Source organism: Duganella paludis, assembly GCF_054461335.1.
Window position 1 is genome coordinate 5,470,712 of the sequence record NZ_CM136922.1, and the last position, 14,611, is coordinate 5,485,322.

The 14,611-nt window shown below is 66.2% G+C and carries 13 protein-coding genes; 2 read left to right on the forward strand and 11 right to left on the reverse strand.

The window, feature by feature from the left end; genetic code table 11:
* Positions 1-2: 2 nt before the first annotated feature.
* Genes ACXZ1M_RS24120 through ACXZ1M_RS24130 form a run of 3 tightly spaced genes read right to left on the reverse strand, consistent with a single transcriptional unit; the run spans position 3 to position 3,559 of the window.
* Entirely contained in the window at positions 3-1,868 is a 1,866-nt protein-coding gene (locus ACXZ1M_RS24120) for an AI-2E family transporter (protein ID WP_459050133.1), read from the reverse strand.
* Complete coding sequence (locus tag ACXZ1M_RS24125; protein ID WP_459050134.1) at positions 1,861-2,730, reverse strand: CPBP family intramembrane glutamic endopeptidase; 870 nt, start codon at positions 2,728-2,730, stop codon at positions 1,861-1,863. Before ACXZ1M_RS24125 ends, ACXZ1M_RS24120 begins: the two co-directional genes overlap by 8 nt.
* 43 nt (positions 2,731-2,773) lie before the next feature.
* Complete coding sequence (locus ACXZ1M_RS24130; protein WP_459050135.1) at positions 2,774-3,559, reverse strand: MipA/OmpV family protein; 786 nt, start codon at positions 3,557-3,559, stop codon at positions 2,774-2,776.
* Positions 3,560-3,711: 152 nt separating this feature from the next.
* On the opposite strand from ACXZ1M_RS24130, the gene ACXZ1M_RS24135 reads away from it, so the two are divergent.
* The gene (locus tag ACXZ1M_RS24135) at positions 3,712-4,374 is read left to right on the forward strand and encodes a glutathione S-transferase family protein (RefSeq protein ID WP_459050136.1); all 663 of its coding nucleotides are present in this window, start codon (positions 3,712-3,714) and stop codon (positions 4,372-4,374) included.
* Positions 4,375-4,480: 106 nt separating this feature from the next.
* Here ACXZ1M_RS24135 and ACXZ1M_RS24140 read toward each other — a convergent pair whose 3' ends face one another.
* Positions 4,481-4,969, reverse strand: coding sequence for a phasin family protein (locus ACXZ1M_RS24140; RefSeq protein ID WP_459050137.1), 489 nt, complete (start codon positions 4,967-4,969; stop codon positions 4,481-4,483).
* 134 nt (positions 4,970-5,103) lie between these two features.
* Positions 5,104-6,414: a M24 family metallopeptidase gene (locus ACXZ1M_RS24145; RefSeq protein ID WP_459050138.1), complete on the reverse strand. Its 1,311-nt coding sequence runs from the start codon at positions 6,412-6,414 to the stop codon at positions 5,104-5,106.
* A 78-nt stretch (positions 6,415-6,492) separates the two neighbouring features.
* Here ACXZ1M_RS24145 and ACXZ1M_RS24150 point away from each other — a divergent pair, with 78 nt between their 5' ends.
* A complete protein-coding gene (locus ACXZ1M_RS24150; RefSeq protein WP_459050139.1) occupies positions 6,493-7,281 on the forward strand; it encodes an alpha/beta hydrolase in 789 nt (262 codons plus the stop codon).
* On the opposite strand, the gene ACXZ1M_RS24155 is transcribed toward ACXZ1M_RS24150, so the two are convergent.
* Genes ACXZ1M_RS24155 through ACXZ1M_RS24180 form a run of 6 tightly spaced genes read right to left on the reverse strand, consistent with a single transcriptional unit; the run spans position 7,282 to position 14,450 of the window.
* On the reverse strand, positions 7,282-9,072 hold the full coding sequence (locus ACXZ1M_RS24155) for an MFS transporter (RefSeq protein ID WP_459050140.1): 1,791 nt from the start codon (positions 9,070-9,072) through the stop codon (positions 7,282-7,284).
* 53 nt (positions 9,073-9,125) lie between these two features.
* A complete protein-coding gene (locus ACXZ1M_RS24160) occupies positions 9,126-10,232 on the reverse strand; it encodes an N-acetylglucosamine-6-phosphate deacetylase (RefSeq protein WP_459050141.1) in 1,107 nt (368 codons plus the stop codon).
* Positions 10,233-10,236: 4 nt separating this feature from the next.
* The gene (locus ACXZ1M_RS24165; protein ID WP_459050142.1) at positions 10,237-11,004 is read right to left on the reverse strand and encodes a DeoR family transcriptional regulator; all 768 of its coding nucleotides are present in this window, start codon (positions 11,002-11,004) and stop codon (positions 10,237-10,239) included.
* A 32-nt stretch (positions 11,005-11,036) separates the two neighbouring features.
* Positions 11,037-12,380 carry a D-tagatose-bisphosphate aldolase, class II, non-catalytic subunit gene (locus ACXZ1M_RS24170; protein WP_459050143.1) on the reverse strand — a complete coding sequence of 448 codons (1,344 nt, stop codon included), beginning with the start codon at positions 12,378-12,380 and terminating at the stop codon, positions 11,037-11,039.
* Positions 12,377-13,327: an ROK family protein gene (locus ACXZ1M_RS24175; RefSeq protein ID WP_459050144.1), complete on the reverse strand. Its 951-nt coding sequence runs from the start codon at positions 13,325-13,327 to the stop codon at positions 12,377-12,379. The genes ACXZ1M_RS24170 and ACXZ1M_RS24175 overlap by 4 nt, the downstream gene beginning before the upstream one ends.
* The gene (locus ACXZ1M_RS24180) at positions 13,314-14,450 is read right to left on the reverse strand and encodes an SIS domain-containing protein (RefSeq protein ID WP_459050145.1); all 1,137 of its coding nucleotides are present in this window, start codon (positions 14,448-14,450) and stop codon (positions 13,314-13,316) included. The genes ACXZ1M_RS24175 and ACXZ1M_RS24180 overlap by 14 nt, the downstream gene beginning before the upstream one ends.
* Between the last annotated feature and the right edge of the window lie 161 nt (positions 14,451-14,611).

The window sequence follows — 14,611 nt, forward strand, 5'->3', positions numbered from 1 at the left end:
TCCTACATCGCTTGCTGGCAGCTGTGGACGGCGTCTTCGTAGGAGCGGGAGATGTGGTCTGCGGTGGGGAAGACGCAGGTTTTGAGGTCGGGATTGTCGAACGGGCTCGGTAGCAGCAGGGCGAATTGCTTGGCGTGCGGCAGCCGTTCGCGCACGCCGGCCAGCATCGCCGTCATCTGCTCGCAATCGTTGAGCGGGTCGACGCTGACCAGCACCACGATCGCCACCAGCTCCGGCGAAGCGCCCGGCGGCGGTTCCTCGTCCAGTTCGTCGAGGTTGCGGCTGCGGGCGTCGATTTTTTGCTCGCGCAGGATACGCACCAGGATTTCCGTCGCCAGTTCCGCATACTGCGTGCCGATCCCGATGCTCAGCACCACGCTGCCTTTCGGCACGTCGAACGAGCCTTGCCATTCGCCGGTGTCGGAGATGCGCTGCGCCCGCAGTTGCCGGCCGATGCCGCCGCCCGCCAGCACGCTGCTGCGCTTGCGCTTTTTCCACCACTTCGGATTGCCGCTCAACGCTTCGATCACGGCGATGATGGAGCTGGTGACTTTTTCCTCTTCATCCGGCGTGATGGCGCGGTCTTTCAGGTCGAAATTGGCCAGGTGCAGCGCCGGCAGCAGCACGCCGTCGCAATATTCGGCCAGCGATTTGTGCTGCATGTAGCGCTTGGCGCCGGTGATCATTTCGTGCGCGTCGCCCGACAGCGCGCGCTGGTAGAAGTTTTGCGGCATGGTCAGCGCCGGCAGTTCGCCGAACATGATTTCGAGTACCTTGAGCGCGCGGATGTAGCGGCCCGCCACCACCAGGCACAAGGTCAGCGGCGTCGACAGCACCAAACCCACCGGTCCCCAGATCCAGCTCCAGAAGATGGCCGACACCACCACCGACAGCGGCGACAGCCCGGTCGTGTGCCCGTACAATTTCGGTTCGATGGTCTGGGCGACGATGATTTCCACCGCCAGGAACAGGCCCAGCGTCATCAGCGCCAGCGACCAGCCGGGGTCGACCGCCGCCGCCAGCAGGGTGGCGCAGAACGCCGCCATCCACACGCCGACGTAGGGAATGAAGCGCAGCACGGCCGTCATCGTGCCCCACAGCAGCGCCTGGCCCAGGCCCATCAGGCTCAGGCCCAGCCACACGGCCAGGCCGGTGGCGAGGTTGACCAGGAATTGCGAGATGAAGAAACGCGACAGCCGCTCGCCGGCGTCGTTGACGGCGATGGTGGTGGCGCGCAGGTCGCCGCCGCCGGCCAGGCGGATGAAGCGGTCGCGCAGCGATTCGTGTTCGAGCAGCACGAAAATCAGCACGACGAAGACGATGCCGGCCACTTCCAGCGGCGGCCATACGGAGGCGACGATTTTGCTCAGCAACTGGAACGGCTTCAGCGCCGGCTCGTGGATTTCCACCAGCACCGGCGTCTTGACGCTGCCGTCGCCCAGCCGCACCGGCTGCGCTTCGCCCGGCGCGTCGGCCGTGAAGTGTTCGATCAGCTCGCCCGCCGGCCCGCCGATGCTGCCCAGCGTGCCGCGCGTGAGCGCGTCCAGCGCCTCGACTTTACTGGCGATGGTGTCCTGGTACTTCGGCAGGCTGGCGCCCATGGCGCCGACCTGCTGCACGATCACGGCGCCGATGGCCACCAGCGTCACCGTCACCACCAGCACGCCAGTGCAGACCGAGACAGCCTGACCCAGGCCGAGCCGCCGCAGCGCGCGCACGAAGGGCGCGATCAGGAAGCTGAAGAAGAACGCCAGCGTGATCGGGATCAGCACGTCGCGCCCGAAGTAGAGCAGGGCGAGTACCGTGGCGGTGCCGACCAGGCCGGTAACGGCGCCCGGTAAAGTGCGGGAAGTAAGCGAGTCAGACACCGGGCAACCTGGCAGGATAAGTGAAAGCAATGAAATGGACCGCGTTCAGCGCGATGTGGACCACGATGGCGGCCTCGATGCGCTGGGTACGCTGGTAGGCGATGGCGTAGCCGACACCGGCAATCGTGGCGAGTATGCCATACCGCAGCCCGCCGCCCAAGTGCGCCGCGCCGAACAGCAGCGCCGACAACGCCACCGCCAGCCACGGCCCCCAGCGCACACCGGCCAGCGCCGCCGCCAGCCGCGCCTGCAGCAAGCCGCGGAAGAAGGCTTCCTCCGCCACCACGGTGAACAGCAGGTTGACGGCGATGAACATCAGGGTCTGCTGCGGCAGCTTGAGGTCGACGCCGACCACGCCGGCGGCGATTGCAAACCCCAGCGTCGCCGCCACGGTGATCAGCAGTACTGGCACGGTACGCTTCACCACCGCGCCCAGTTCGGCCCAGGTCTCGACCCGCCGGCAGAGCAGGGCCAGCAGGATCAGGCCGACCGCGCCCTTGTCGAAATTGGCGTATTGGGTGAACGGCGCGGCGCCATCTGACAGCACCACCCGGTCCAGCAGCAGCGGATTGTGGAAGCCGGGCAGCTTGTGCATGGCCAGCGCCAGGGCCAGCACGCCGGTCAGCAGACCACAGGCCAGCCGCATCCAGGCGCGCGGCGCGGTGGCGGTGCCGTAGGCTGCGGCGGTCAGCACCAGCAAGGCGCCGATCGCCGGCGGAGCGAGCACGCCGCCCACCAGTCCCCACGCCAGCGCCATCACGAAAAACAGCAGCCAGGGCGGCATGTAGCGCCGGCCCGGCGGCGTCCACACGGCAGCGATGGCGATGGCAAGGAGGAGGAAGGCGGGGAGTTGAGGTGTCATTGATTCAAACGATAGGCTTTCGGCAATGATACCCCAAGGCAGCTTAGAATTTGTAGATCAGCGCGGTCATGAGCATCGGCGTGGTCTTGCGCTTGGTGAGCGGGCTGTCGGCGGCGTCAGAGGTCAGGCGGCTGACGCCGACCAGGCTGCGCACCGACCAGCTGCTGTCGATGACGTGGTTCCAGTTCAGGCCCGCAGTGACGTTTTCAAAGCCGGCCTTGGCCGTGTAGCTCTTGTAGCCCGAGGCAGCGCTTTGCGCCGAGGTGACGCCGAAGTAGGTCTGGTTGTGCTTTTTGTCGCCATAGACGGCCGAGACGCCCCAGCCGATCTGGTCGCCGGCGTCGCTGTACAGCGGCGCACCGGCGCTGAAGGTGTAGGTCGCTCCGTATTCGCGGTGGCTCAGGTTCTGCTTGGTGGTCAGACCCAGGCCGACCGTGCCCAGCTGGTAGCCCACGCTCAGCACGGCCTGCGCCGCGCCTTCGATTTCCCCCATGCCTTTGAGCGCGTCCGAGCCGGAAAACAGGTTTTTCTTGTGGTCTTCGCGGCCGCCGTCGTAGCCCAGCGCGGCGCTGAACTTGAAGTCGCCCACGGCCGTTTCGTAGCCGATGCCGCGCTGCGTGCTGAGGAACACGCCGTTGGCATAGGTCTTTTCCAGGAAGGGCAGCGGCAGCACGCGGCTCTTGTCGGCGCCGGCGTATTCGGGGATGTAGGCGAGGCCGACGCCGGCCATGAGGCTGTCGCCGGCGGCGGGCTTGGCGTCGTCGGCAGCGAAACTTTTGCCGCTGAAAGCGCAGAGGGAAAGCAGGGTGAGGGCGAGGGCGTGGCGCATGATTGTGGGTTCCGTTCAGTGGTCCGCCGGCGCATCATTGCCCGGCTTAAGACCGCGAGAGTTTCCCAGCATTCAAGATGTGCCGCTATCGCCGTTGCTGAAGTATCATGTACTGAATTCTTTGGTATCGCCTGACGCACTTTGGAGCCGCTATGTCGCTGACTTTGTACTACCATCCCCTGGCCTCGTTCTGCCACAAGGTGCTGATTGCGCTGTATGAGAGTGGTGTCGATTTCGAGAAGCGCATCATCAATCTCGGCGAGGAAGCCGACCGCGCGGAGTTGCAGGCCATCTGGCCGCTGTGCAAATTCCCGGTGCTGCGCGATCACGTCAAGGTGCGCGACGTGCCCGAAACGTCCATCATCATCGAGTACCTGGACCGCTACTATCCGGGCGCGCAGCCGATGATTCCGGCCGACTGGGACGATGCGCTTGATGTGCGCCTGTGGGACCGCTTCTTCGATAACTACGTGCAGGAGCCGATGCAAACCATCGTCAACGCCCACCTGACCGGGCTGAGCTGCGATCAGACCAAGGAGCGCACCAAGCTCAAGACGGCGTACAAGATGATCGAGAAGCGCATGAGCACGCGCAGCTGGATTTGCGGCGAGGCCTTCAGCCTGGCCGATTGCGCGGCGGCGCCCGCCTTGTTCTACGCCGCCACGCTGTTGCCGTTTCCGGAGGAATACCACCACCTGCAGAGCTACTTCGAGCGCCTGGTCAGCCGTCCCTCGGTCAAGCAGGTATTGGATGAGTCCAGGCCGTATTTCTCGATGTATCCCTTTGCCGCCGATATTCCGGAACGCTTTCTTTAAAACCGTCGTTCCCGCTTAAACCCGTCGTTCCCGCGCAAGCGGGAACCCATGCCGCGCCGCCAGGCACGCGTCCTATGGATTCCCGCCTGCGCGGGAATGACGGGGGTTAATTCTGGTTGCCTTCAGGCGCGTTTTGTACCGAGGCCGCCTGGGGGAAGGACTGGTTCTGGGCGGCGATGTGGGCAAAGCGGCTCGCTTCATCGATCTGCTTGCCGGCGACCTTGCGGCCCGCATCGGCCAGCTCGGTGGCGGTGCGCGTCGCCTGCGGCACCCGTTCCTGCGCGATCTGGCTGATCTCCGCCTGGAAGTCGGTGGCCACTTGCGCCAGTTGCTGCTGGTAGGCCTGCAACTTTTGCAGCAGCGCGCCGGCTTGCTGCTGCGAAGCGTCGGCGCGGCGTTCTTCCGGCGGCGTCATCAGGGAATTGCGCATCGCGGTGGTCGACTCTTCCAGCACGTCGCGGCTGAACTGAACATTGACCTCGGCCAGTTGGCGCAGCGAGCGCAGCACTGACTGGGTCAGGTCGGCGTAGTAGTCTATGCGGGCTTCCGCATGGTTTCGGGCTGCCGGGGACAGCGTTTCCACAAACGAGTTCATTAGCGTGCTCCTGTTGAAATGAGAGGCCAAAAACGAAAAGAGGGCGGACGATTTGGCCTGTCGTCCGCCCCCCTATCATCGCGCATGTGAACGCTTTATGGCACTCCAGAGCTTGCTGGAACTATTTGTTTTTCCTACTCAACGGATGGCGCCGGCCGTGGCAGGAGGAACAGCGATTTCTGCCGGCCGTTGATGTAGCGCACGCCACTTTCATCGAAGAAGGCATCCTCTTCCAGCATGATGCGCACCGGCTCTTTCCAGCCCGGAATGGCGGTCGCCGCGTTCAGTTCGATCGAGTAGGCGGTGTTGAGGCGCAACTGGTCGTCGCCGTTGCCCGGCACGCCGCCCTGCATGTCCCACATGCCGATGGCCGGCCCGGCCGCGTGGCCGTGGTAGCCGATCGGATGGGTGTAGATGGTCGGGTTGATGCCTTCGGCCTTGGCTTGCTTGAGCGACTCGGCCAGCACCTGGTTGCCGCTGCGGCCTTGCTTGAAGTTGGAGGTCAGGATGTCCTGCAGGCGGTTGGCGCTGGCCAGCGCCTTGACCAGTTCGGCCGGGGCGGCGGTTTCGCCCGGCTTCAACACGTAGGCGTGTTCCTGGATGTCGGTGTTCAGGCGCAGATAGGTGATGCCGATGTCCACGTGCAGCAGGTCGCCCGCCAGGATGACCTCGGCATCGGCCAGGCCTTTGCCGGCGCGCTGGATTTCCACCGACGGGTGGAACCAGGTGTCGTAGCCGAGATCGCGGATCTTCTGGCGGAACCACCACACCACGTCGTCCGTGGTGGTGATGCCGGGCGTGATGACGCGCTCGGAAAAACCTTCTTCGATGATTTTGTGGGTGGCGTTCACCAGTTGCGGGTAGAGCTGCATTTCGCGCGCGGTGCGGGTCTCCAACCAGCGCACGGCCAGTGGCTCGGCCGACACCACGCGGCGTTTCAGGTCGGCCGGCAGGGCGCCCAGCAGTTCGGTGTACTCGGTGTGGTCGATGCCGTCGGCATGGGCGAAATGGGTGGAGGTGTTGAGCGCGATCTTGGCCGGATTGCGCTGCTGGATGATGTCCACCAGCGCGTCCCACTGGTTGGGGAATTTCTTCATGTCCCAGGCGGCGGTGATGCTCTTGCCGACGTTGTAGCGCGCCACGGCCAGGCGTTCCACCTTGCCGGTCTTGGCGTCGCGGTGGAACACCAGCACCGTGCGGCGGCGCGCGTTCAGCCATTCGGCCGGCAGCATGGTCTTCAGCACCGGGTCTTCGTTGTATTCGCGCGAGACCACCACCCACATGTCGATGCCGGTTTGTTCCATCATGCCGGGCAGCAGGGTGTCGAAACGCTCGACCAGCAACTGGTTGACCACGGTGGCCTGGTCGCGCACCGACAGCACTTGGGAATGGGCTGGGGCGCTTGCCGCCAGGATCAGGGAGAGGGCGAGGAGAAATTTTTTCATCGACAGATATTGATCCCCGATTTTGGCAATGTCAATCAACAATATTTATAATGCACGTTGCACAGCTAAGGAGAGAACATGGCAGCACCATCGGTTTTTTATCTGCACGGCGGCCCGGCGCTCGGCCCGGTGTTCGAGCGCGCCCGTTTCCCGGACGCCGCCCACGTTCATTGGTGGCATCAGCCGCTGGCCAAACCGTGCGCCACGCGCCCGTATCAGGATCTGCTGGAGGCGGCGCTGGCCGAGTTGCGCTGCGTGGCGGCCCAGCACGGCGAGCCGGTGACGGTGATGGCCAGCTCCTTCGGCGCGCATCTGGCGGTGCACTTGGCGCGTTATGCGCCGGAGCTGATCAAGGATATCGTGCTGCTGGCGCCGACCTACAATCCGGAGGACGCCGCGCTGCGCCTGGCGCGTCGCGCCTTCCGCGTGCACACCGACCACGCGCATGCCGGCAAGCTGGCCACCGCGCTGGCGATGTATGAGGACGATCCGGGCCGTCCGCGCTTCTGGGACGTGTTCGGCGCGCTGTCGCTGCTGCCCGATGTGACGGAGTTGTACTTCGGCCCGAGCGCCGGTCCGGACGCGGCGCGTTCGTTCGCGGAGTTGATCCAGCAGCCGGGCGCCTTCGACGGCCCGACCTCGGTGGCGACGTCGGACGACTTTTCGGCGCAGGACCATACGCCGGCGCGCAGTCCGTACAACGGTCCGGTATCGGTGCTGTTCGGCGCCTACGATCCGATGATCGATGCCGACAAGGACCGTGAGCTGTGGGGCCAAGTGTTCCCGCAGGCCGGTTTCTTCAAGGTCGAAACCGGCCACTTCCCACTGCTGGAACTGACGTTGGAGCAGTGCCTGGCGCCGGCCTGATTATTTGCCGGCGAAGCGCGCTTCGATTTCTTCCAGCGTCTTGCCCTTGGTTTCGGGCAGCAGGAAGGCGGCGGTGAGGAAGTACAGCAGCGTGGCGCCGGCCCACCAGAAGAACATGGTGGCGTAGCCGTACTGGCCCACGGTGGGCAGGAAGGTGGCGGCGATCATGGTCGAGACGAATTGATTGACCAGCAGCGCGATGCTCATGCCGTTGGAGCGGATGCGGGTCGGCATCAGTTCCGACAGCGCCAGCCAGACGCAGACGCCGGGACCGACGGCGAAGCCGGCCACGAACAGCGCCATCGCCATTGCCACCTGCCAGCCGTGCGTGGTGGATGGCACGGCGGCGATGTCGGCGCGCTCGATGCGCAGCGGCGCGTTGGCGCCTGCGGCCGGGTCGGCGAAGGGATTCAGGTGCAGCTTGCGGAAGAAGACGCCGATCACGCTGTCCGATTGCACGGTGTCTTCGCGGCTCATCTTCAGCAGCGGCAGGGCGGCATCGTCGCTGCGGCGCGTTTGCACGTTGGTGAACGGGCCGTAGGAGTAGGCGACGGTTAGCTGCTGTGGTGCGCTGCTGTCGGCGCCGAAGGATTTCAGGGTGCCGGCGTCCAGGCGCATGGCCAGGCTGTCGGCCTGGATGTGGGCTTGCAGTTGCGGGCGCACGTCGCGCTGTTCGCCTTCCGCGCTGCGGAACAGCAGGCCGGCCGCCAGCAGGGCGGTGACGATGCAGCCGGTGCCCAGCATCAGCAGGAATTTGCGGCCCTTGCGGTCGACCAGCACCACGGCGACGATGGTCATCAGGGCGTTCAGCACTTTAAGCGCGACGTCGCCGGCGTTGGCGGTGGCGCCGGGCAGGCCGGCCTGGTTCAGGATGTTGACCACGTAGGCCAGCACGGAGTTGATGCCGGTGGCCTGGTTCAGCGCCAGGATCAGGCAGGCCAGCAGGAAGGGCAGCATGTAGCGGCGGCTGAGCAGCGGATCGTCGGCGCGCGGCGCGGCGGCCGGCGATGCGGTGGCGGTGGCCGCTGCGGCGGCAGGCGAGACGGCCGAACCGTGGCCGGACGCGGAGGCTGCAGCAGGCAGTGCTTTCAGGATCTCGCGCAGCTCGTCCTCGGCTTCGGCGGCGGGACGGGTTTGCAGCAGGGCGGTGCGGGCTTCTTCGATGCGGCCACGGCGTGCCAGCCAGCGCGGCGACTCGGCCAGCAGCAGCGCGCCGGCGCTGAACACCACGCCCGGCGTCAAACACCACCAGAAGATACTGCGCCATGCGTGATCCTTGGCCGCAAACACCGCCGCCGCGCGTTCGCCTTCGGCCAGGTGCTGCGCCGCCACGGTGGCGCTTTCCACCGAGTGCGCCTGCATCAAACCAATCACCGCCGCCGCCACCAGACCGATGGTCAACAACAGTTGGAACAAGGCCGCGCCGCGTCCGCGATGACGCGCATGCAGGCACTCGGCCAGGTACAGCGGCACGATCACGCCGATCAAGCCGCCGCTCACGCCTTGCAGCAGGCGGCCCAGCAGCAGCGGCGTGTAGCCGTCGGCCAGCGCGATCAATGGAATACTGAGCGTGAACAGCACGCCGGACAACACCATCGCCCAGCGGCGGCCGATCCAGTCGGCCAGCGCGCCGGCGAACAACGAAGACAACACGGAGCCCAATAGCACCGCCGCCACGATGAAACTCAATTGCTGTGCACTCAAGCGCCACGCCACCGAGGCGGTGGATTCCAGATAAGGCAGCGCGCCGGCGATGATGCCCACGTCGATTCCGTAAAGCAGTCCACCCATCCCTGCAATGAACAATAAGTATCCCATGGCGCGTGCTTGCATCGAGTCTCCGGCTAGTTGGTGGTTAGGTCGATGGCTTCACCTTCTACGAAGACGGCCACCGGTTGTAATTCTGCGTTGAGCACCACAATGTCCGCCCAGGCGCCGGGCGCCAGGCGACCGCGCTCGGTCTCGCCCAGGTAGTCGGCGGGGTAGAGCGATAAACGGTTCGAGGCATCGGCCAACTCCAGGCCCAGGCCGACGAAATTGCGCAGCGCCTGGTCCATGGTCAGCACGCTGCCGGCCAGCGAGCCGGTCGCCAGACGCACGCAGCCCAGGCATTTGTAGACGCGCTGGCTGCCGAGGCCATATTCACCGTCCGGCATGCCGGTGGCCGAGGTGGCGTCGGTGACGCCGTACAGGCGGGGGATGGCGCGCAGCGCGGCACGGATCGCGCCGGGCTGCACGTGCTGCAGGTCGGGGATGATCTCCGCGTACTCCGCATGCGCCAGCGCGGCGCCGACGATGCCGGGCTTGTAGTGATTGAGGCCCGTCATGCCGTTGAACAGATGCGTGAAGCCGGCCGCACCGGCTTCCAGCGCGGCCACGCCGTCTTCATAGCTGCCGTTGCTGTGGCCGACCTGCACGCGGATGCCGAACGCGTTCAGCTCCGGGATCAGCGCCAGGTGGCCGTTGACTTCCGTCGCCAGCGTCATCACGCGGATCGGCGCCAGTTCGTGATAGCTGTTGACCAGGTCCATGCTGCCCACCGCGATCGCGTCCGCAGGCTGCGCGCCCAGGCGGTGAATGCTGAGGAACGGTCCTTCCAGGTGCACGCCCAGCATGCGCGCCGCGCCGGCCGGACGTTGCGCGATGCCGGGCGCCAGGCCGCGCAGCGCGCGCCGGATGGAGTTGTCGGTGGCGGTCATGGTGGTGCCCAGCATGGCGGTGGTGCCGTGCCTGGCGTGCGCGCGCGCCACCGTCACGCCGGCGTCGCCGCCCTGCATGATGTCGACGCCGGCCGCGCCGTGCACGTGCAGGTCGACAAAGCCGGGCAGGATGGTCAGGGTGTGGTCCGCGCCCTGGTCTTCGCGGATATCGAGGATGCGTCCGGTCTGTTGATCGAAGGTGATGCGGCCGTTGATCCAGCCGGCCGGGGTAAGTATGCGTCCAGTCAGCACGGCGTCACTCCGCAATCAAAAGCTCGATGCCGGCTTCCAGCAGGCCGTCGCGGTACTCGGGGCTGATGCCGGCATCGGTGACCACGGTGTGCACCCGGTCCAGCTGCACGATGCGGTGCAGGCTCACCCGGCCGAATTTGGAAGCGTCGGTCAGCACGATGATCTTCTTGGCCCGCTCCACCATCTTGTGATTCAGGCTCGCTTCCGCCTCGTGGTGGGTGGTAACGCCGAACTGCAGGTCGAAACCGTCGACGCCGAGGAACAGCTTGTCGAAGCTGTAGGCCTGCAGGCAGGCTTCGGCCTGCGTGCCCTGGATCGACAGCGACTGCTTGCGCAGCAGGCCGCCGGTCATGATCAGGTCCACGCCCGGCGCGTCCGCCAGCTCCCAGGCGATATTCAGGCCGTTGGTCATGACGGTGATGTTCTGCGCTTCGCGCAGGTGACGCGCCAGCGAGATGGTGGTGGTGCCGGAATCGATGATGATGTTATCGCCCGGCTGCACCATGCGCGCGGCGTAGGCGCCGATGCGCGCCTTCTGCTCGTGGTTGATGGCGTCCTTCTGCGGCACGGTGTGTTCGGTCGGCGGCGTGCGCGCCAGCGTGGCGCCGCCGTGGCTGCGCGTGGCCAGGCCCTGGGATTCCAGCGCACTGAGGTCGCTGCGGATGGTCACCGCTGAAACGCCCAGCTGGTCCACCAGTTCGTTGACCTGAACCGTGCCTTGTTGGGTGAGCGCCTGCAAAATGGTGGCGCGGCGTTGACTGGTATGTCGCATGGCTGTGCTGATAGTCTGTCAAAAATGGCAGCTTAACAGATCGCGGCGGCGCTGCCAGCCGGTTCCGTGCCAACTTCGGCGGCGTTGTGGTTGCAGGCGCGCGCGTATTGCGCGAGCAGGCGGCCGATCTTGTGTTCGAGCAGGGCGTTGGCCCTGGCGGCCAGCTGGCCTTGCAGCACTTCCAGATACTGTTCCGGCAGGTGTTGGCTCAGCAGCGACAGCGGAATCTCCAGCGCATCCAGGTTGGCCACCAGCTTTTCCACCGCAGCGACCACCGGCGCTTCGCCCCAGTAGTAGCGGCAACGGTCGCTCAGGCCGTAGCGGCGCAGCAGGCGCTGCTCGGCGCTGGTGCCGGGATAGTGTTTGGCCCAGTGCCTGGGCTGCGCCAGCATGGTTTCGTCCAGCACCTGCATCAGGCGCGAGGCCTGGCCGGCGGGGACCAGCTCCTGCTCGATCTGGCACAGCGCCACAAAGCCTTCGCGCAGGGCGAAGGTGGCGGCCGGGCCGACCTTGAGGATGGCGAAGTGGTCGCGCACCATCTGGTGCAGCGCTGTTTCGCGCTGGTAGTCGGTGGAGTGGGCCTCGAACACGATGCCGGGCTGGCAGGCCACGAATTCGGACAGCGTGGCCGCCTGCGCCGCATCGTAGTGCTGGATGTGGGTGTGGTCGAAGTCCACGCCCGGCTGCACCACCATGGCGATCACGCGGCGCCAGGCGCCGTGCAGGTTGTGCTCCATGAAGGCCTTGCGGTGCACGTCCAGCGTGCGGCGTGCGGCTTCCGGCGAGGTGGGGGCGCCGGCTTGCGCCAGATTGGCTTCGCCGCCCGGAATCGGCACTTCGGTGCCGATCACGTACACCGGCGCCGGCAGGCCGGCCTGCTGCGCCGCCGCTTCGGCGACGATGCACAGGCGTGCCGAGCGCGCGGCGATGGTTTCGTCGCTGAGGATGTGCGGATCGTCGGCGCAGCGCATGCTGCAATCGAGGTGGATCTTGTGGAAGCCGGCCGCCGCGTAGGCGGCGATCAGGGTTTCCGCGTGCGCCATGGCGGTGGCCGCGTCCAGTCCCTGCCAGGTGTTGGGGCCGAGGTGATCTCCGCCCAGCACCAGCCGCTCCAGCGGAAAGCCTTGTTCGCGCGCCAGCGCCTGCACGCTGTCGACGAACTGCGGCGGCGTCATGCCGGTGTAGCCGCCGAACTGGTCGACCTGGTTCGATGTGGCCTCGACCAGCAGCACGGTGTCGTAGGTGGTGGCGACGCGCATGGCGGCGCGCAGCACGCTGGGGTGGCTGCAGCAGACGCTGTACAAGCCGGTGGCTTCGCCACGGCGGTGCGCGGCGATGATCTGCTGGACGGGGGACAGGGAATCGGTGGTCTTCATGATCGGTCGCTTAGTTGTTGACGGGCGAGGAGGGCTGCGCCGCGCGCGCCGCCGGCATCGCCGAAGGTTGGCGGCAGCACGGGCGGCGTGCGCACGCCGGAGAACAGGTGGCGGTTCATCGCCGCCGGCAGTTTTTCGTACAGGTGCGCCAGCTGCGACAGGCCGCCACCCAGCACGATGGCGTGCGGGTCGAGCGTGATCACCAGGGTGGCCAGCGCGTGCGCCAGCAGGTCCAGGTGCACGTCCAGCGTGCGCTGCGCGATGGCGTTGCCGCCTTGTGCGCGCGCCACGATGGCCAGCGGCGTTTCGTCGCCGCCGCCGAAATGGCGGTACATCTGCTGCATGCCGGGGCCGGAGACGTAGCGTTCCAGGCAGCCGTGCCGGCCGCAGGGACAGTCGATCAGCGGCAGGCCGTGCGACGCCAGCAGCGAGGCGGCCAGCGGCCAGTGGCCCCATTCGCCGGCCACGCCGTTCGAGCCGCGCATCAGGCGGCCGTTGACGCAGTAGCCGCCGCCGGCGCCGGTGCCGATGATGGCGCCGAACATGGTGGCCAAGCCGTCGGCCGCGCCGCCCTGCGCTTCGGACAGTGCGAAGCACTGACAGTCGTTGCCGACGGCGAGCGGGCGTTGCAGGGCTTCTTCCAGCGATTGCACCACCAGGCGGCCGTTCAGCGCCGGCACGTTGGAGCTGACCTGGCGGCCGGTGACGCTGTCGATCACGCCCGGCAGGCCGATGCCGACCGGTGCGCGCAGGCCCAGTGCCTCGTCGGCGCGGAGGATCAGGCCCTGCATGGCGGCGATGAAGCCGGCGAAGTCGGTGCCCGGCGTGGCGATGCGCTCGCGGTGGACCTCGCGCAGCTGCGCGCCGTCTTCGGCGTAGGCCACCAGTTCGATCTTGGTGCCGCCGATGTCGATGCCGTGGTAGCCGCGCTGCTTAGAATTCGTCATGGCGATAAATGGTGACGCCTTGAACCACGCGGTTCACGATGCCGCCCGTGAAAGGGTTATCGGGACGCAGCTGCAATTGTGCAGACTGGTGCAGCGCGTACTGCTGCGCCATCAGCAGCCACAGAGGCGCCAGCCAGGCGTCCGGCCACGATGGCGTGTCGATGCCGAAGTCGCCACCGGCGCCGATGGTCAGCACACGCGCGGCCACCTGGTCGCGGCGCAGTTCTTCCAGCAGATCGTGTTCGTAACGGCGCGAAAGCGGATCGGAGCTGCGGAACAGCAGTACCAGCGTGTCGCGCGTGACGGCGGCCTTCGGGCCGTGGCGGAAACCGAGGGCGCTGTTCGCCATCGTCATCACGCTGCCGGCGGTCAGTTCCATGATCTTCAGCGCGGCTTCCTTGGCCAGCCCTTCCAGCGGGCCGCTGCCCAGGTAGATCACGCGCGAGACGCGCAGCGCTGCCAGTTCGGCCACCGGCGCGGCCCATTGCGCCGACGCCTGTTCGCCGATGTCGGCCAGGGTGTTCAAGCGTGCCGGTTCGAAGTCCGGGTCCAGCACGGCCAGCGCCGCCAGCAGCATGCAGGTGAAGCTGCTGGTCATGGCGAAGCCCCGGTCGCAGCTGGCGGCCGGCATCAGCAGGTTGAGCGTCGCTTCGTCGTCCGCGCTTTGCGTGGCGAGCGCGCCTTCGGGATTGCAGGTGATGTTGAGGAAGCGCGCGTGCGGCACCAGGTCGCGCACCAGCTGCACGGCGGCCGTGCTTTCAGGGCTGTTGCCGCTGCGGGCGAACGACACCAGCAAGGTCGGACTGCCGTTTTCCAGATACAGGGCAGGGTGGGTCAGCAGGCTGGTGGTCGAAATGGCGCGCACCTGGCAGGGCCACGCGGCGTTGATTTCGTCGGCGATGATTTCGCCGACGTAGGCCGAGCTGCCGGCGCCGGTGAGGATCACGCGCAGCTGCGGGTCGCGCAGTTTGTCGCCGAGGAAGTCGGCGATGCGGTTTTGCTCGGCACTCAGCTGCGCCGCCAGCGCGCGCCACAGGGCGGGTTGGTGGGCGATTTCTTCTGCGGTATCGAGGCCGCCGATATCGCGCCAGTCGGTGGTCTTACGCTGGAATAAGGTAGTCATCGAAAGATCTTTTATGTTGAATGTCAGGCAAAGAGTAAAGTTTAATTTTCGAAAAGTCAAATACGAAAGTAAAAAGAAAGATTGTTCGTAAGTGCGATGCGGCTTGATGTACCACTTTTGCCACGTAATCGAAAGTTTGTTGTTCGGTCAATCATGGAATC